The 14,406-nt window shown below is 47.0% G+C and carries 14 protein-coding genes, 1 tRNA gene and 1 pseudogene; 6 read left to right on the forward strand and 10 right to left on the reverse strand.

Translation table 11 applies throughout. The annotated features are described in order from the left end of the window. Nucleotide 1 precedes the first annotated feature (1 nt). The 3 genes from J07HQW2_RS04740 to J07HQW2_RS04750 all read right to left on the reverse strand — a co-directional run bounded on the left by J07HQW2_RS04740 (nt 2) and on the right by J07HQW2_RS04750 (nt 1,805). Nucleotides 2-796, reverse strand: coding sequence for a mechanosensitive ion channel domain-containing protein (locus J07HQW2_RS04740; protein WP_021054244.1), 795 nt, complete (start codon nt 794-796; stop codon nt 2-4). Between the two features lie 11 nt (nt 797-807). Then, entirely contained in the window at nt 808-1,623 is an 816-nt protein-coding gene (gene dacZ, locus J07HQW2_RS04745) for a diadenylate cyclase DacZ (RefSeq protein WP_021054245.1), read from the reverse strand. Nucleotides 1,624-1,722: 99 nt separating this feature from the next. Beyond that, nucleotides 1,723-1,805, reverse strand: a tRNA-Leu gene (locus J07HQW2_RS04750). 303 nt (nt 1,806-2,108) lie between these two features. Between J07HQW2_RS04750 and J07HQW2_RS04755 the strand changes: the two genes are divergently transcribed. Continuing rightward, nucleotides 2,109-2,417, forward strand: coding sequence for a transcription initiation factor TFIIIB, Brf1 subunit/transcription initiation factor TFIIB (locus tag J07HQW2_RS04755; protein ID WP_021054246.1), 309 nt, complete (start codon nt 2,109-2,111; stop codon nt 2,415-2,417). A 96-nt stretch (nt 2,418-2,513) separates the two neighbouring features. Here J07HQW2_RS04755 and J07HQW2_RS04760 read toward each other — a convergent pair whose 3' ends face one another. The 4 genes from J07HQW2_RS04760 to J07HQW2_RS04775 all read right to left on the reverse strand — a co-directional run bounded on the left by J07HQW2_RS04760 (nt 2,514) and on the right by J07HQW2_RS04775 (nt 6,245). Further along, complete coding sequence (locus J07HQW2_RS04760; protein ID WP_048075484.1) at nt 2,514-3,026, reverse strand: phosphopantetheine adenylyltransferase; 513 nt, start codon at nt 3,024-3,026, stop codon at nt 2,514-2,516. A gap of 348 nt (nt 3,027-3,374) precedes the next feature. Next, complete coding sequence (locus tag J07HQW2_RS04765) at nt 3,375-4,460, reverse strand: glutamate--cysteine ligase (RefSeq protein ID WP_021054248.1); 1,086 nt, start codon at nt 4,458-4,460, stop codon at nt 3,375-3,377. A 277-nt stretch (nt 4,461-4,737) separates the two neighbouring features. Next, nucleotides 4,738-5,391 carry a fibrillarin-like rRNA/tRNA 2'-O-methyltransferase gene (locus J07HQW2_RS04770; protein WP_021054249.1) on the reverse strand — a complete coding sequence of 218 codons (654 nt, stop codon included), beginning with the start codon at nt 5,389-5,391 and terminating at the stop codon, nt 4,738-4,740. After that, entirely contained in the window at nt 5,388-6,245 is an 858-nt protein-coding gene (locus J07HQW2_RS04775) for an NOP5/NOP56 family protein (RefSeq protein ID WP_021054250.1), read from the reverse strand. The genes J07HQW2_RS04770 and J07HQW2_RS04775 overlap by 4 nt, the downstream gene beginning before the upstream one ends. 249 nt (nt 6,246-6,494) lie before the next feature. Here J07HQW2_RS04775 and J07HQW2_RS17765 point away from each other — a divergent pair, with 249 nt between their 5' ends. From J07HQW2_RS17765 to J07HQW2_RS04790, 4 genes are all read left to right on the forward strand, one after another. Next, nucleotides 6,495-6,629 carry a rubrerythrin-like domain-containing protein gene (locus J07HQW2_RS17765; RefSeq protein WP_303703967.1) on the forward strand — a complete coding sequence of 45 codons (135 nt, stop codon included), beginning with the start codon at nt 6,495-6,497 and terminating at the stop codon, nt 6,627-6,629. Nucleotides 6,630-6,635: 6 nt separating this feature from the next. Further along, nucleotides 6,636-7,028: a DUF8009 family protein gene (locus J07HQW2_RS04780; protein ID WP_021054251.1), complete on the forward strand. Its 393-nt coding sequence runs from the start codon at nt 6,636-6,638 to the stop codon at nt 7,026-7,028. Between the two features lie 413 nt (nt 7,029-7,441). Then, entirely contained in the window at nt 7,442-8,488 is a 1,047-nt protein-coding gene (locus tag J07HQW2_RS04785; protein WP_048075485.1) for a transcription initiation factor IIB, read from the forward strand. Nucleotides 8,489-9,054: 566 nt separating this feature from the next. Continuing rightward, on the forward strand, nt 9,055-9,291 hold the full coding sequence (locus J07HQW2_RS04790) for a UPF0058 family protein (protein WP_021054253.1): 237 nt from the start codon (nt 9,055-9,057) through the stop codon (nt 9,289-9,291). A 143-nt stretch (nt 9,292-9,434) separates the two neighbouring features. Here the strand turns inward: J07HQW2_RS04790 and J07HQW2_RS04795 are convergent, their stop codons facing one another. Both J07HQW2_RS04795 and J07HQW2_RS04800 read right to left on the reverse strand, forming a co-directional pair. Next, nucleotides 9,435-9,926 carry a DUF555 domain-containing protein gene (locus J07HQW2_RS04795; protein WP_021054254.1) on the reverse strand — a complete coding sequence of 164 codons (492 nt, stop codon included), beginning with the start codon at nt 9,924-9,926 and terminating at the stop codon, nt 9,435-9,437. Nucleotides 9,927-9,979: 53 nt separating this feature from the next. Beyond that, the gene (locus J07HQW2_RS04800; protein WP_021054255.1) at nt 9,980-10,912 is read right to left on the reverse strand and encodes a DNA-3-methyladenine glycosylase family protein; all 933 of its coding nucleotides are present in this window, start codon (nt 10,910-10,912) and stop codon (nt 9,980-9,982) included. 207 nt (nt 10,913-11,119) lie between these two features. On the opposite strand from J07HQW2_RS04800, the pseudogene J07HQW2_RS19535 reads away from it, so the two are divergent. Beyond that, nucleotides 11,120-12,507 (forward strand): annotated as a pseudogene (locus tag J07HQW2_RS19535) (RNA-guided endonuclease InsQ/TnpB family protein). 246 nt (nt 12,508-12,753) lie between these two features. On the opposite strand, the gene malQ reads toward J07HQW2_RS19535, so the two are convergent. Beyond that, nucleotides 12,754-14,370 carry a 4-alpha-glucanotransferase gene (gene malQ / locus J07HQW2_RS04810; RefSeq protein ID WP_021054258.1) on the reverse strand — a complete coding sequence of 539 codons (1,617 nt, stop codon included), beginning with the start codon at nt 14,368-14,370 and terminating at the stop codon, nt 12,754-12,756. Nucleotides 14,371-14,406 lie beyond the last annotated feature (36 nt).

Genomic DNA, 14,406 nt, shown 5'->3' on the forward strand with positions numbered 1-14,406 from the left:
CTTATCGAATACGAATGATGCCGCGCTTGAATACAAGCGTGTTTGGAATAATGAGTTCTTCAGTATCATTTTCAACATGTGTAACAAATAGATCAATTTCCTGCACAATACCGCGAGTATCACCAATTTCAACCTCATCGCCAATTGCATATGGCTGGTGTAACAGAAGGTAAGTGCCGACTGCTGCCGATTTTAATAGATCAACAAACGCAACAACAGCGAAAGCAACAACCGCAAATAGATACACGGCTAGCAATACCACCAACGCAAGCGTTGCAACTCCTAACTGCGAAAGTCCAACAAGTGCAGCGATATAGAAGGTGGTGATTTTCGCTAATCGAGAAATAATGGTTATCTCAGGGAGTTTGACTTGCCTCAACTGTTCATCTACAAAGAGTTCTACTTTATCACCAACGAGAATGCCCGTGACGATAACGAGTAGTGCAATAAAAACACGCGGGAGAAATTGAACGGCTTCCTGCCACAATGTAGTTCCATACTGTACATCAGTAACAGAAAGTGAACCAACGACTCCACCGGCAATAATAAAGTATCTAACGAGTCCACTGATGAGATTAACAGTTGACGTCCCGAATTCCTGTGCTGTTCGTTCAAATGCTGTTCCTTCGGTCACAGCCGGAATATTTAGTTGTAACAGAAGGCGCGTCGTTATCCTGCCAGTAATAATAGCAGTAGTAACGCTTGCTATGAAAATGAGAATAGCAACCCATATTGCCTGTGGGACAGCAGCGATGAATTCACGCGCTACAGGCGGAAGCGATTGGAGTACCCACATGAGAGTTATTATTAGTATACCTCGGGGTCAACCTCAAAAACAAGCTCTCCACTTTTGAATGCGCGGACGAGTCCATCTGACTCAGATAATACAATCGTTGTTGAATTCGTCTCACGCGTGATTGCCGCACCAGCCATGTGTCGCGCCCCTAGTCCCTTCGGGATATCAACCCCTTCGGCTCCCGGCTCCAAATAACGGTACGCACTGACGATTTTACCCGAATCTGAAATGATGAATGCACCATCAAGTCGTGAGAATTCTTTGAGCATGACCTTTACAATTGGGTCACCGACATGAACGTGTGACTTTTCAAAAGGATTGTAGCTTAGTGGACGTGATTTATTCATTACTTTTCCTGCGTCACCAACAACAAACAACGCTCCGACTGGCTTGCCTTTCTGACCCTTTTTTCCAAGTTCGATAGCAACATTAAAGACATCTCGAATAACGCTTGAATCAGCTCGAGAGTTTACAAATAAATCATAAATACCTGATCGGAGTGATTCGCCAACACGAACGCGCACGAGAGAGTCAAGACCGTCCTCAAAAATGCCGAGATTACAAACAACGGTGTCTCCTTCTGCCACGATTCCGGATTCTATTGCCCCTTCAATTCCAAAACGAATCCGATCACGGGCATCATCAAATTTGATTGGCAATTCAATATACGCGGCAGCATCAACATCATTTTCCGGAGCAACAACTATGACTGGATACTCAAGATCCGCATCAGCGAAACGTTCATATCGTGATCCAGTTGGTGAAAACATGACAAGACCTTGGATATCGAGTATAATATCATCTACAAGGTCAGATGGCACCGCCATATGACGTTCATATGTAATGTATTTATAAATCGTTATGGGTGTAACATCTCAGCATTGAGTGTTTTATATCTCTGCTGGTCAAAAAATAAATTATATGAATGCGCGGGACAGGATTCGAACCTGCGGACCTCTATAGGACAGCGTCCTAAGCGCTGCGCCTTTGACCACTTGGCTACCCGCGCACAGTTAATAATCGCTCACCGCCCAAATCAAAGTGTCGTTGTTATCGTAATATCTAATAATGGTAGTGGTAGTAATATGAATTCCCACCAGTTTAGCTGAAAAGTAGGGTACTAAACGCCCTTACTCAAGAAGCGAACAAAGTGAGCTCGTAGGAATTAAACATATGGAACAATCTGGATTTTAATTTAATGTTTCAATTTTGACTGAGCATAAAGACGAGAGTGTAGTTCTAGCGAATGAGATCTCAGAGACTCAGCGACACTCTATTCTTATTGCTTGATGCACAATACAATATAAGAGATATGTACAGTGCTCGTGACCAAGTCGAGAATGAGTCGTGGCTTGAGGAAATTCGAACCGCTGCGGCAACGCTTAATCTCGATGAAGAGACACAAACTGTTGCTGAGGATCTATTTCTTTCACAAGCCCCAGATAATGATCGTTCAAAACAGGCTATTGCCGCTGCTAGTCTGTATGCTGGAGCACTCATCACAGGGTCAGAGCGGTCTCAAACCACGGTTGCAGACACAATGAACGTCACGAGGCTCAGTGTCCAACAACACTGGAAAGCAGTCCTCAAGACGGCTGGATTTCGACCACCATCGTGGTGAGAGCCATATCAGCGTGCATAATGGATAAGACTGACTTCGCCAGATAGTGCATCAGATGGTGGACGCCAGACAAGGCAGAGTCATATTGAATGTTGATCACTCGGTGCTGCAGTTATCTGTCGGTCGGGTTGATGACCGCCCAGTTTGATTAGGTGTCAAGTGCCCATGACGATCAATCTCACCACGAACAATCCGGGTTGAAGAGATTCGCTTGCCATCATCGGCGTATACATGTTCTACTACTTCAATATTGAGAGGATCGAGACCGCGTTCTTGACGAATCTCATTGATTCGCTCAGCACCCGTCTGTGTTTCTGGAGAAACGACAATAATATCAAATCCTGGCTCAGTGGCAATTCCGGTTGGTTTTTCTAATGTGCGAATTTCAAATTCACAATCATGTGCTTCCGCAAGCGGTTTCAGTTCTGCACTGAGTGAATGACGCCGTTCGATGAAAGGCTTGACATACCGATCTACTTGCCTCGTTTTTGGGGCGAGTTCATCGCTTGTAAGTCCAACAGTGACATTCCCTAGCTCAAAAGCCCGTTCGAAAAGGGCGTGATGACCGTCATGAACCGGGTCAAAGGTCCCACCCAGCGCCACATGCATAATCGGTAAATAATCTGCCATGGCTAAAAATATGGGAGTATATTTTCTTCTGTTCGGGAATTTTGGATATAATTGATATACCCGCTTCTCACTTGGCTTTCAGCACAGTCAATAATCATACAAAGGATATGGTGTACGTTCATATCATTTTGTTCCTTATAGATTTCATTTACTCAATAAAGAGGAAGACTGAGTCCGAAATGATACAGTAGTCAACGAGATAGAATCCAACCCAATTATTGATCATACACTCTCTCGGCTATACACTCATCAAATACCAATTGAGAATATACGAGTTAAATATCTAATCTATAAGTTACGAATTTAATTAACGGAAGATGTGGGCTCCTATGGGCTTTTATCAAGACACAGCGATTCGAGAAAGGTATCAGTACCCTCATCCGCGTGAAGTCGACGCTGTTTTTTTGCCCCGTTCTCGCGTGCGAGTAATGTATTGAGTCCATCGACACCGAGTCGGTTGGTTTCACGATCGACAAATTCCGAAAGCGTGACTGTTTCCGTAGACCCAGGAACGATGAACTCTGCATCACGACCATATCGCATTGCATGCCACTTGTTTGCGTCGAGTATCTCACGTCGGACTTTAGTGTTAGATTCACCGTCTGCATATCGAGCGGCGAAGTCCATGACGAGTGCATGAATGTATTCAACAATCGCAACTGTTAGCGAGGGATCAGCCTGTGCATCTGGTGTACGAACTTCGACAGTGCCATGTCCAGTGTGCGGTCGGACGTCATACCATAATTCGCCACGATCTTTGATTGATCCTGTCTCAACCATTCGCTTTTCAAGTTGGTGATATGCCTCGAAGTCCTCGAACCGTGTTGGCATTCCTGTATTGGGAAGCGCTTCGAATATTTTTGCTCGGGCAGACGCTAATCCGGTATCAAATCCGTTCCAATACGGCGAGTTTGCAGACAGCGCAAGAAGCGGGGGGAGATACCAGCGAAGCTCATTTGCGATCCATGTTGCGGCATCAGGGTCATCAACACCGACATGAACATGCAATCCAGCAGTTGTGTTTCGATGCTGTGGGTATTGGATCCTGTCTAACTGTGATTGATATCGTGGTTTCTGTGCGTGGTTGCGTTCACGCCATTTCGCCGTTGGGTGTAATCCCGCCGCCGCAATTCGATAGCCATGGTCCGCAGCATGCTCAACAAGTGCATCACGAACAGCCTGAACAGATTCACTGACCGCAGACACATCCTCAAGAAGCGGGGTTTGGGTTTCAATGACGAACTGAAATAGCTCATGATCTAGTCGGTCCGCGAGCACTCCCGTCGGTGGATGATCATAAACTAATTCTGTGATTCCAGCCGTTGGGCGTCCAGTATCATCAACGACGAAAAACTCCTCTTCAACGCCGAGGGTACCCATCCGGTCGAAGGCATCGGCCGAGCCTACGTCCATCGATATATGATTCGTGGTCCCCAATTAAATATGTCGCGGGCGAAAGCAAGATTAACCTATAAAAATCAGATTATATTCATGCGCCGATAATCGGAATATCTGATTTTGTTGTCATAACACAGCTACATAACCACGTTAACTATAGTACTGACTCGAGGTTTGGTCTGAACGCAGTTTATTACAAATCTTGGAATATTCGATTGCTCCCTCTATTCAATCATTCTCGATACAATATTAATAACATAGAAAGCGATTTATAAATTATCCAGTCAAAATTTTAAATATTGTCCGTTCGGGGGGTCGCAATAACAGCTAGGTGATCATCGTGAAATCGGTCAAGTCGCTTTCGAGTTTGAATGGAATATCCCTCACGAAGTGTTGAAATGACCGTATCGAACACATCTTCAGGGTCACGAAGAACGTCTTCACTTCGAGCTTTGATCGCGAGGATTAGCTTTCCATCAGGTGACAAAAACTGTCGGTTGCGCAACGCAACAGTCGCTTGTCCTCGTGTAGCCACATCTTGAATAAGATAATCAACGTCAGCTTCAACCACGTGTGCGTATGTTTCGGGTCGGCGAGCGTCGCATAGAAGCGGAATCAGATTCGGGCGGGTTGTCGTAACATCAAGAAGGTCACGCGCGGACCGAGGGGCAAATTCTACAGCGTATGTCGGTCCGGCAAAATCTGCAACGTGAGAAACAGTTGTCCCTGATGCAGCACCAAGATATAGGATTGATTCCCCACCCGTGAACCCGGTGTCAATATCAAGTTCAAACATTGCGCCAAGTTTGGACCGCCCAGCATCCCAAAGACGCCATCCATCGGTATCACGTGGCTCCCCGTACACGGGTTCTCCCTGCGTGGAGAGCCTAGATTCATGATCAAACTGACGTCGTTGAATGCCCTCCGGAAGTGATGGTGAACTCATTCGGCATCATCTCCCGCTCGAGTCTGAATCGTCTCAATTCGATTAGTAAGTTCATCATGAATCGGCTGTTTGTACGTCCCTGAATAGTGGTCAATACGTGCAGCAAGTGCAAGCTTACCAGCGAAGGCTCGGGCAGCTGATCCTCGATCTGCTGGTCGTGTACCTCGAACGTACTCATGAGTAAAGATCACACCGTGTTTTGGTGCAGAGGCGCGCCCTTCGAGATGTGCAAACAATGCGTCCTCAGCGCCGAGGACCTGAATAGTGCCTGCAGGTTGTCGTGCGAGCGACTCAAGTCCTCCTGCAAGTTCAATAAGTCGTGTGGCAAGAATCGGTCCCGCCATCGCGGTCAGATTTGGTGCGACCGTTGCAGCATGTGTCTCGATATATGTTCGAAGGTCATCCCCCTCTTCATGCAGCATCAAAACTCGAGTGGCGAGTGATATAAGTCGCGTTTCTGCAGGTGTCGACGCAGTCATATCTGCAAGCTCACGGACCTTGTCAAGTTCCGTGTCGGAGCTATTGATTCGTGAACCACCCCACTCAACCAGTCGTTCAGTGAGTTCATTTGCTGTTCGTTTGACATCATCCATCGCTGTGAGACATTGCCGAAGTTGCCGATCGTCTGAAGCTTCATATGATTCAATAGCAGTTTGTGTCGCTTTGATAGCAGCATCATGTAATAATTGATAATACGCGGTGGTATCCTCAACAACTCCTGATTCAACGGCTTGCATTGACCAATTCCGTGGATGGTCCGCTGTTCCATCAGCTATGGCTGTTGCTGCTGCACCGATATCTGTAGGATCAATATCACTAAACCATGCTGGGTTATCGGACTGTTCCTCACTCATATATTGATTAATAACTCATGGGCTAAGTTCCCTTGCTCAAGCAGTGAACAGATAATTCAGGCGGATTTGCTCACAACAGCGTAGTAATTACTAATATTACACAGTACACAGCGATCTTTGGGATAATATCAGTAATTATGTGTTATTCATCGAAATTTGTAGGTAGTACTTAATCAGTGTCAAGATCTGTATTCAGTATGATAAATCATGATAAGAGTTAACACTTATTCCAACAGTAATTGTATTAATATGAGCCAACGACCACCATTCGTCTGTGTTGATTGCGGTTCTCGTGTGTCATCAAGTGCATTTCGGGCCACATGCCCGGAGTGTGGTGGTAGCCTTAGCCCAGATGCGGACACAGTCAGCGACACTGACTGGTAAAATGTGATGACAGACCCAACACGAATTACCGCACTTGCAGTCACAACAGAATGTCTTATAACTGCACTTGAGGCGACTATCCGCGATCAACAGATCACTGCTCTTTGCGTTACGCCGCCGTTTACCGGACGGATGCGAGCACGACTTCATATGGTCTATGTTGATACAAATACCAGAACGAGTGAGAAAAAAGATAATAACGAAGATAATTACGTAATTCGACCGGAAGACGAACATATAACGGAAACAGAGCCGATTAGCGTTGGTCCAGAGCGATTTATAGATGATATCCCATCACTTCCAACAGTTGATGATGTTGAAGACGAGCTACGAAAATCCGCAAGATCATATTCGCAATCACGCCATCGTGAATGGTACCAATCCGCTATTGAAGCATAGCGTGAATCGGTTCGTGACCGACGTATGGAACACGGTAACACTCGATCTCAATAAAAAGGAACATCCGGTCAACGTATCTTATCTTGGATGATGTACAATCACTGCTTATTTTCATCGATAGTAGCTGTGGTGTATTTGATGGCTCTTCCGCTTGAGGGGATTTTACATAATGGTATGAAGATTGCAGTTGCATTGAATAAGTGTATAATCATATTGACTAGTTGAAAAGAAAAACACGCAGTATGATGTTGGAAATATTCGGTTATTAGCGCTGAACACTGTCTTGTGTCCCGATTTTTGTTCCTCACACCGACGAATAGTTTAAATATCTTAGTATGCTACATATCATAAGGTCTACTGCTCAGGCTCTCCTGTATTCTTTGACCGGCCAGCACATGACCGCCGTCCCCATTATGAGTGACACACGCACAAGAGAGTACACCGAGCGAGAATCGGAAAAGCACGATGAAGAAACGGTCGACAGCGAGGAGACTTCGACTACAGAGACAAAAAGACGACCAGAAACTGAATCAGAAGTCGAAACAGAAACAGAGACGGAAACGCATCGTTGTCCTGAGTGTAGTGGAAATCTGATTCAAGATGAAGCACGCGGCGAGACAGTCTGTTCTGACTGTGGGCTTGTCGTTGACGAGAACTCAATTGACCGTGGTCCAGAGTGGCGTGCCTTCGACAGTGCCGAGCGAGATCAAAAATCTCGCGTCGGTGCCCCGACGACGAAATTGATGCATGACAAGGGTCTCTCGACAAATATTGGCTGGCAAGATAAAGACGCGTATGGAAATGCATTATCAGCCCGCCAACGTGAACAGATGCAGCGACTTCGAACATGGAATGAACGTTTCCGAACGCGAGATTCAAAAGAACGAAATCTTAAACAGGCACTCGGCGAGATAGACCGAATGGCCTCCGCACTTGGGCTTCCAGAAAGTGTTCGTGAGACGGCTTCTGTAATCTACCGTCGGGCACTTGATGAAGATCTCCTACCTGGTCGTTCAATCGAAGGAGTCGCGACTGCAGCATTATACGCTGCTGCCCGGCAGGCTGGAACGCCACGCTCGCTCGATGAAATTGAACGCGTCTCTCGAGTTGACCGGATGGAATTGACACGGACGTATCGGTACGTTGTCAGGGAACTCAAACTTGAAATTGAACCTGCAGATCCAGAACAGTACGTCCCACGATTCGCGTCTGATCTCGACTTATCGGATGAGTCTGAGCGACAGGCACGTGAGTTGCTACGGAATGCTAAAGAAGAAGCGATTCACTCAGGAAAGTCACCTGTTGGACTCGCCGCAGCTGCGGTGTATGCTGCTGCACTGCTGACTAACGAGAAGGTAACACAAAATGAGGTAAGTGAAGTTGCGAACGTCTCAGAAGTCACCATCAGGAATCGATATAAGGAGCTTCTCGAAGCAGACGGTGCTGGCGTCCTTGCGTGATTTGATTGGAACATAGTGAGCCGGTTTTTTATTTGAAAATCTGCTATACGGTCATACACGTTATCTAGCAGAGATAATACGTCTTGATATCAATATGGGTTTACAACTGGTATGACCGCGACACAACTACTACATTCGACAACAGTTGAATCCTGTTAGTCGAGAAAATGCGTATCTGATGGTTCATATTTGTGACAAATACCACATTACTCCGTTCAATATATTGTTTCGGAATTTTGCTGCCTATCTGAGCGGTTTCAATGGAAATACGTACAATGAGTGATTTGAATCGACTTCCTGTTTCGGGGAATCTAGTATCTATAGATGCACAATCCAGTTGATTGTTATAATCTATATCTGTCGAATAGTAGTTAATAAATCTGCATCTCGTGTATGGACTAATGTTGGGGATTTACTATTTATCACAGATAGGTCAGTATTAGAAACCAGATGAACATCCATGTAGAATATCCGATACACCCACAAGAGCGGTCGAATCTGAGGGATGTATGATAACGTGACTCAAGATAGTAATATATCCCTCCGGTTTTAACACAAGTTTGCTTATGAAAAAGCAGGAACTCATCCACCTTCACGGCCTGCTTGCGGAGGTACATACACAGGTCGAGGCATGGGAAGATACAGACATTCCACTCACCGCATATGACGAACTTGGTGTTCGACCAACATCAATACATAAATCTAAGACAGATCATAAAGCGGCCGTATTCAAACTTATCGAGGGAATTACCGCTCCAATGGACGAATCCGAACCGGACCGAGTCGCCCCAACTGCTGACTGACCAAATTCAAGCGACGTCTCTTTCATATACATCGCCTAGCGATGTGCTCTTATTACACTCATCAGAGGTAAAACAGGACAGCCTCAGTTTTTCTGTATCATCAAAATTCTGCAATTAATATTTGAGTAACATACGCACAATCCTCAGGAGTCTTCAACGAGTTCATCAAATTCTGGAATGAGATTATCATCATCCGAATCATCGCTCACATTACCTGTAGACTCATCAGATGAAATGTCAGTTTCACTCTCAGATTCTGTTTCCGTAGTCTCTTTTTCATTCTCGTTTTCTTTTTCTTCATCCGCCATCGGACTAACATGGAGAATTTTTAGTGGAATATTTTCAAGACGCTGTCCGATTTCTTTCCGGGCAATACGAGATGCGTGTTCAGTGCGTTCAACATTAAACACGGTCATTTCAAGTTCAAGCGCTACAAGTGCTTCATCAGCAGCCACAAATGCTGAAGGGAGCTCTTCACCCGAAGGTGAGGATCGTGAGCCCATTGAAATTTCGACATAGCTGAGATCAGGATTCAACATCTTTCCGGTTTTTGAAATAGCAATGCGCACAGCTTCATCAGCTGACTCGACATCATAAACCGGGACAGCAGCCTCGACGACGACACTACAGTCCATATCATGATATCATACGACCGCACATGTCATCAAAGATTCGCTATATCAGGTAATTAAACCTCTCCACCACTACGAAGATAATAAAACACATATGTTTGTGCGTATCCCGCATACTGACTGCCAAGTCGGTCGCGGATTGCTCGCGATGTCTGTATATATCCATCGCGATCGCATGTTGGAAAGTGTTCAGCAATCGCTGTTTGAATCCACGTGTCAAGTGGCACGGCCTCTGTGTAGTCAAGAGAAAATAATAAAACACAGTCTGCAACCTTGTTTCCAACACCAATAAACTGTGTAAGGTACTCACGAGCCTTCTCATAATTATATTCCCCGGCTGTTGCAGGGTGTGCCTCATCGGTTGCGACCATCTTTGCTGTTCGCTGGACGTACGGTGCGCGATAACCAAGGCTGAGATCACGTAACTCCGACTCCGATTGTGCTGCCAGTTGTGATGGCGTTGGGAATGCGGTAAACGACTCATCAGCAACAGTATGTGTGGTCCCGAATGTGTTAGCCATTGACATCTGCATCTGGTGAATACGTGACACCCGCATTTGCGCGGAGCATATGAATGAAATAAGTGTTGAAAACGGAGGGTCGCGAACAAGACGCAGTCCGCTGAAACTCTCAACAGCTGTTTTGATTAGTTCATCATCAGGAAAAGAATCATATATCGACGCAAGATCATCATCTAAACGGAGCAAGTGTTCTAAGAGATCAACGGGGTCTTCTGTGGCTTCCCACTCAAGTTGACCCTCACGCTGACGGACACGAATGATAATTGAACTATCAGTTATGCCGTCAATTGGTGGTGCAACCGTCTCATACCACTTTGGACCACCACTGACTGACATTGAATCATACATCCCACCATCACTACGATCCCACAGATAAGATTGCCCGCTTTCGAGCGTTGCTTGAAGATCAAATGGTCCAGCAATATCCTGAAGATCAATGCTACCCGATTCAAACCCAGAATGATCCATTGAAGATATTCAAACCCGCGATGTGTATTGGCGTTTCGTTCGATTATAGAATTTCGAGGAGAATACCCGCGCCTTTAGGCGCGAGATGAATCCGACAACTCCTCCACAACCACCGCCGATGGCTGGACGGGATATTCCACCTCCACCGTTCTCAAACACCACAAGTTAATCCTGAAGCGAGTATAAATGATTATACAGGCGTTCAGAATGGTAGAAGTCCACCGTACCCATCAAGCGAAGATCTGCAACCACGGACAGGTTGCAGAGTCGCTTGACAGCCACGGCACGGGTGGAGTGCCAGCAAGCTCTACGCTGGAACGTCGCTCATTACCACTCCCGCCAACTGTGGGATGAAACGGGTAAAATTCCTGACCACGGAGACCTCAAAGACGAGGTGAAGACTCACAACAAGTACAAGAGACTGCACAGTCAGTCCAGTCAGCGGGTTCTCGAGGAACTCGCTGAAGCCTTCAATTCGTGTCGTGGGACAGTAAGAGGAACTCTGACAGTCGAGCGAACCCGCCCGGCTACCGCAAGAAAAATTACTACGACCAACAGGGTCGCCGCGTCCACGAAGAACACCCTCGTTCAACAGTCACGTGGAAGCAGAACGGCATCAAACACGACACGACACCAAGAACAACCGCCTTCGCCTTCGCCTCTCGAAGGGCCCACACCACAACCAACACCCGAAAGCGTGGGAATACATCCTTGTCGTTGTCGAATACGAGACACGCCCCGGCGTCACCGTCGACAACCTGCAACAAGTCCGTGCCGTCTCCGACAAGGCAAAACAACGCTGGGAACTCCACCTCGTCTGCACAGACGAAAACATCGACACTCCCGACGCACCCGGCACCGAGACAGCGGGGATTGACCTCGGTTCGGTATCTGCAACTTCGCCGCTGTCGCGTACAGCACCGAGGAAGCCGACCTGTACCTGTACCCCGGCAACCGCCTCAAACAAGATGGCTACTACTTCCCGACGAAAATAGCCAAGTGTGACGACTCGGGTGGCGAACGGTCCACCCGACCCGGTTACACGCGAAGTGGTCGGAGCGCCGCACCCACTTCTTCCACTCCTTAGGGAAGCACATCATCGAGCAGTGTGTTGAGAAGAAGGTTGGGCAACTCAATATTGGGGAGCTCAGTGGTGTCCGTGAGGAAGAGAACGGCGAGTCGACAAACTGGGGGAAGCACGGGAAGCTTGACTTGCACGGCGTGGGCATTCGACCGATTCACGTCGATACTCACGTACAAGGCGAAGGTTGAGGGGATTGAAGTTGTGGAAGTGTCGGAGCGCGACACGAGTAAGACGAGACGTGTTGTATGTGCGGTAGAGAAGACGACAGCCAGCGCATCGAGCGTGGCTTGTACATATGTCACGAGTGTGAGGCGGCGTTCAACGCAGACGTGAACGGGGCGGGGGCGGAGAATATCCGTCTCGACATCGATCAAAGTAACTCCGAGTCTGCACCCGATTTGGGTGGAGATAGGAGTACCGGCTCGGCTGGTTGGCACAGCCCGGAGTCTCCCTTCACGACCTCTCCCGAGGATTCCAACCTCGGATAGAGGTGGTGGACTGCAAACCCTAATATCCCAACCCAAGCGGTGCAGTGCCGTGGGATTCCTCCGCGGTTACGCGGAGGAGGATGTCAATCCAGCAATATGGACATAACGCGTAGCTGTAATCTAAGATATAAAAAATTCATATTCAGTCTGGCAGTTCCTGTGGCTCAGCAGATATGAACTGTCTTGAGATTGACTCTTGTGGCACTTGTTGTAACCGTTAATAAAATGACAGGGCATTCACTGTTTGTCAACGTATCTGTTATGATTGCTCAATCACGCACATGTTCAATTGTCAACCCTGCAAGTCGACGTGCGAGATCTGTATCAAGTCCGCTGTCAGTACATCGCCACTGCCAGTTTCCACTTGCTGTCCCAGGTTCGTTAAATCGTGCATGTGAATCAAGTCCGAGCACATCTTGCAATGTTGTGAATCCGATTTTGGCGTCTGAGCGCCAGACAGCGTCGATAATTGACCAATTAATCTCTGAGCCATCAATTCCAAGATTGTAATGTAAACAATCGCGCTGTGACTGTGGAAGTGAGTTATAATACCCACTGATGGTATTGGTGTCGTGTGTTGATGAATACGCGACACTTTTAGAAGGATAATGCATTGGCTGATACATATCGCCTTCCCGACACCAATCAGCGTAGTGAGGAACTCGCATCCCTGGGAAATCAAAATGTTCCCTGATGTCATGGAGTGCCTGATCGAGAAATCCAAGATCCTCAACGATGAATGGAAGTGACCCAATGTGATCACTGACAGTCTCAAAGAAGTCATATCCAGGCACTGAGTGCCACTCACCTGCAGCAGGAGAATCAGCATCGACAGGGATCGCATAATACTCATCGAATCCCTTGAAATGGTCAATACGGGTTATATCGACGAGATTAAAAAGTCGATCAAGTCGATTAAGCCACCAATTATAGCCTGTTTCGCGAAGATATGTCCAATCATAGACTGGATTTCCCCAACGCTGACCATCATCGCCGTCGCTTGGTGGGACACCAGCGACGGCTGCTGGTTCATTATCATCTGTCAATTGGAATATCTCAGGCGTTGCCCAGACATCTGCACTATCAAGCGCAACATAAATTGGTAAATCACCGACAAATGTAATATCACGGTCAGCAGCTGCTGCCTGAAGTGACTGCCATTGCTGATCAAAAATAAACTGTATGATCAGATGATAGAGAACTTCTGAATCTAGTGATTCATAATGAGCAGTGAGTGCATCTGGGTCTCTATGCCGGATCGACGACGGCCAGTCCACCCAAGCACCATCATACGATGTTCGAAGCGACATAAATAGCGCATAGTCGGTGAGCCAATGACTCTCTCGATCATAAAATGATTTGAATGCCGTGGCATCCAGGTCCGTCTGGTCCGCATCCGGCATACGCTGGGTTGGGTCGATAGCTTCGCCCAATGTGATAGTGACCTCAGTTGCTGTGTGATCATCGGTACTGGAACTGGTGGCGGAATCAGCATTGATCTCAATCCCGCCAATAGATTCTTGAAATCGTTCAGCAGCGATCCGAAGACGGTCGTGCTTGTACTCTCGTACTGCCTTATATGCAACTTCATGAGGTGAGAAGTCTGGAACCGGCTCAAGTTCTTCAGCCGTGAGGTATCCTTCAGCAACAAGATCACTCAAACTGATCATCAGTGGATTCCCAGCGAACGCAGAGTATGACTGGTATGGAGAATCATCATGAATACTTGCTGTTGGACCGAGTGGGCAGAATTGCCATACCGATTGATTAGCCGTTTCAAGCCAATCAAGAAAGCTTCGTGCGCCCGGTCCGAGATCACCAATTCCATGCGGACCAGGGAGTGTAGTAATATGAGAGAAGACGCCTGCCTGCCTATCAAATTGCATACTGGGTTCATCGGTGTCGGCAATTAATGACTGTTG

The sequence above is a fragment of the Haloquadratum walsbyi J07HQW2 genome (assembly GCF_000415985.1).
GTDB classification, from domain to species: domain Archaea; phylum Halobacteriota; class Halobacteria; order Halobacteriales; family Haloferacaceae; genus Haloquadratum; species Haloquadratum walsbyi_B.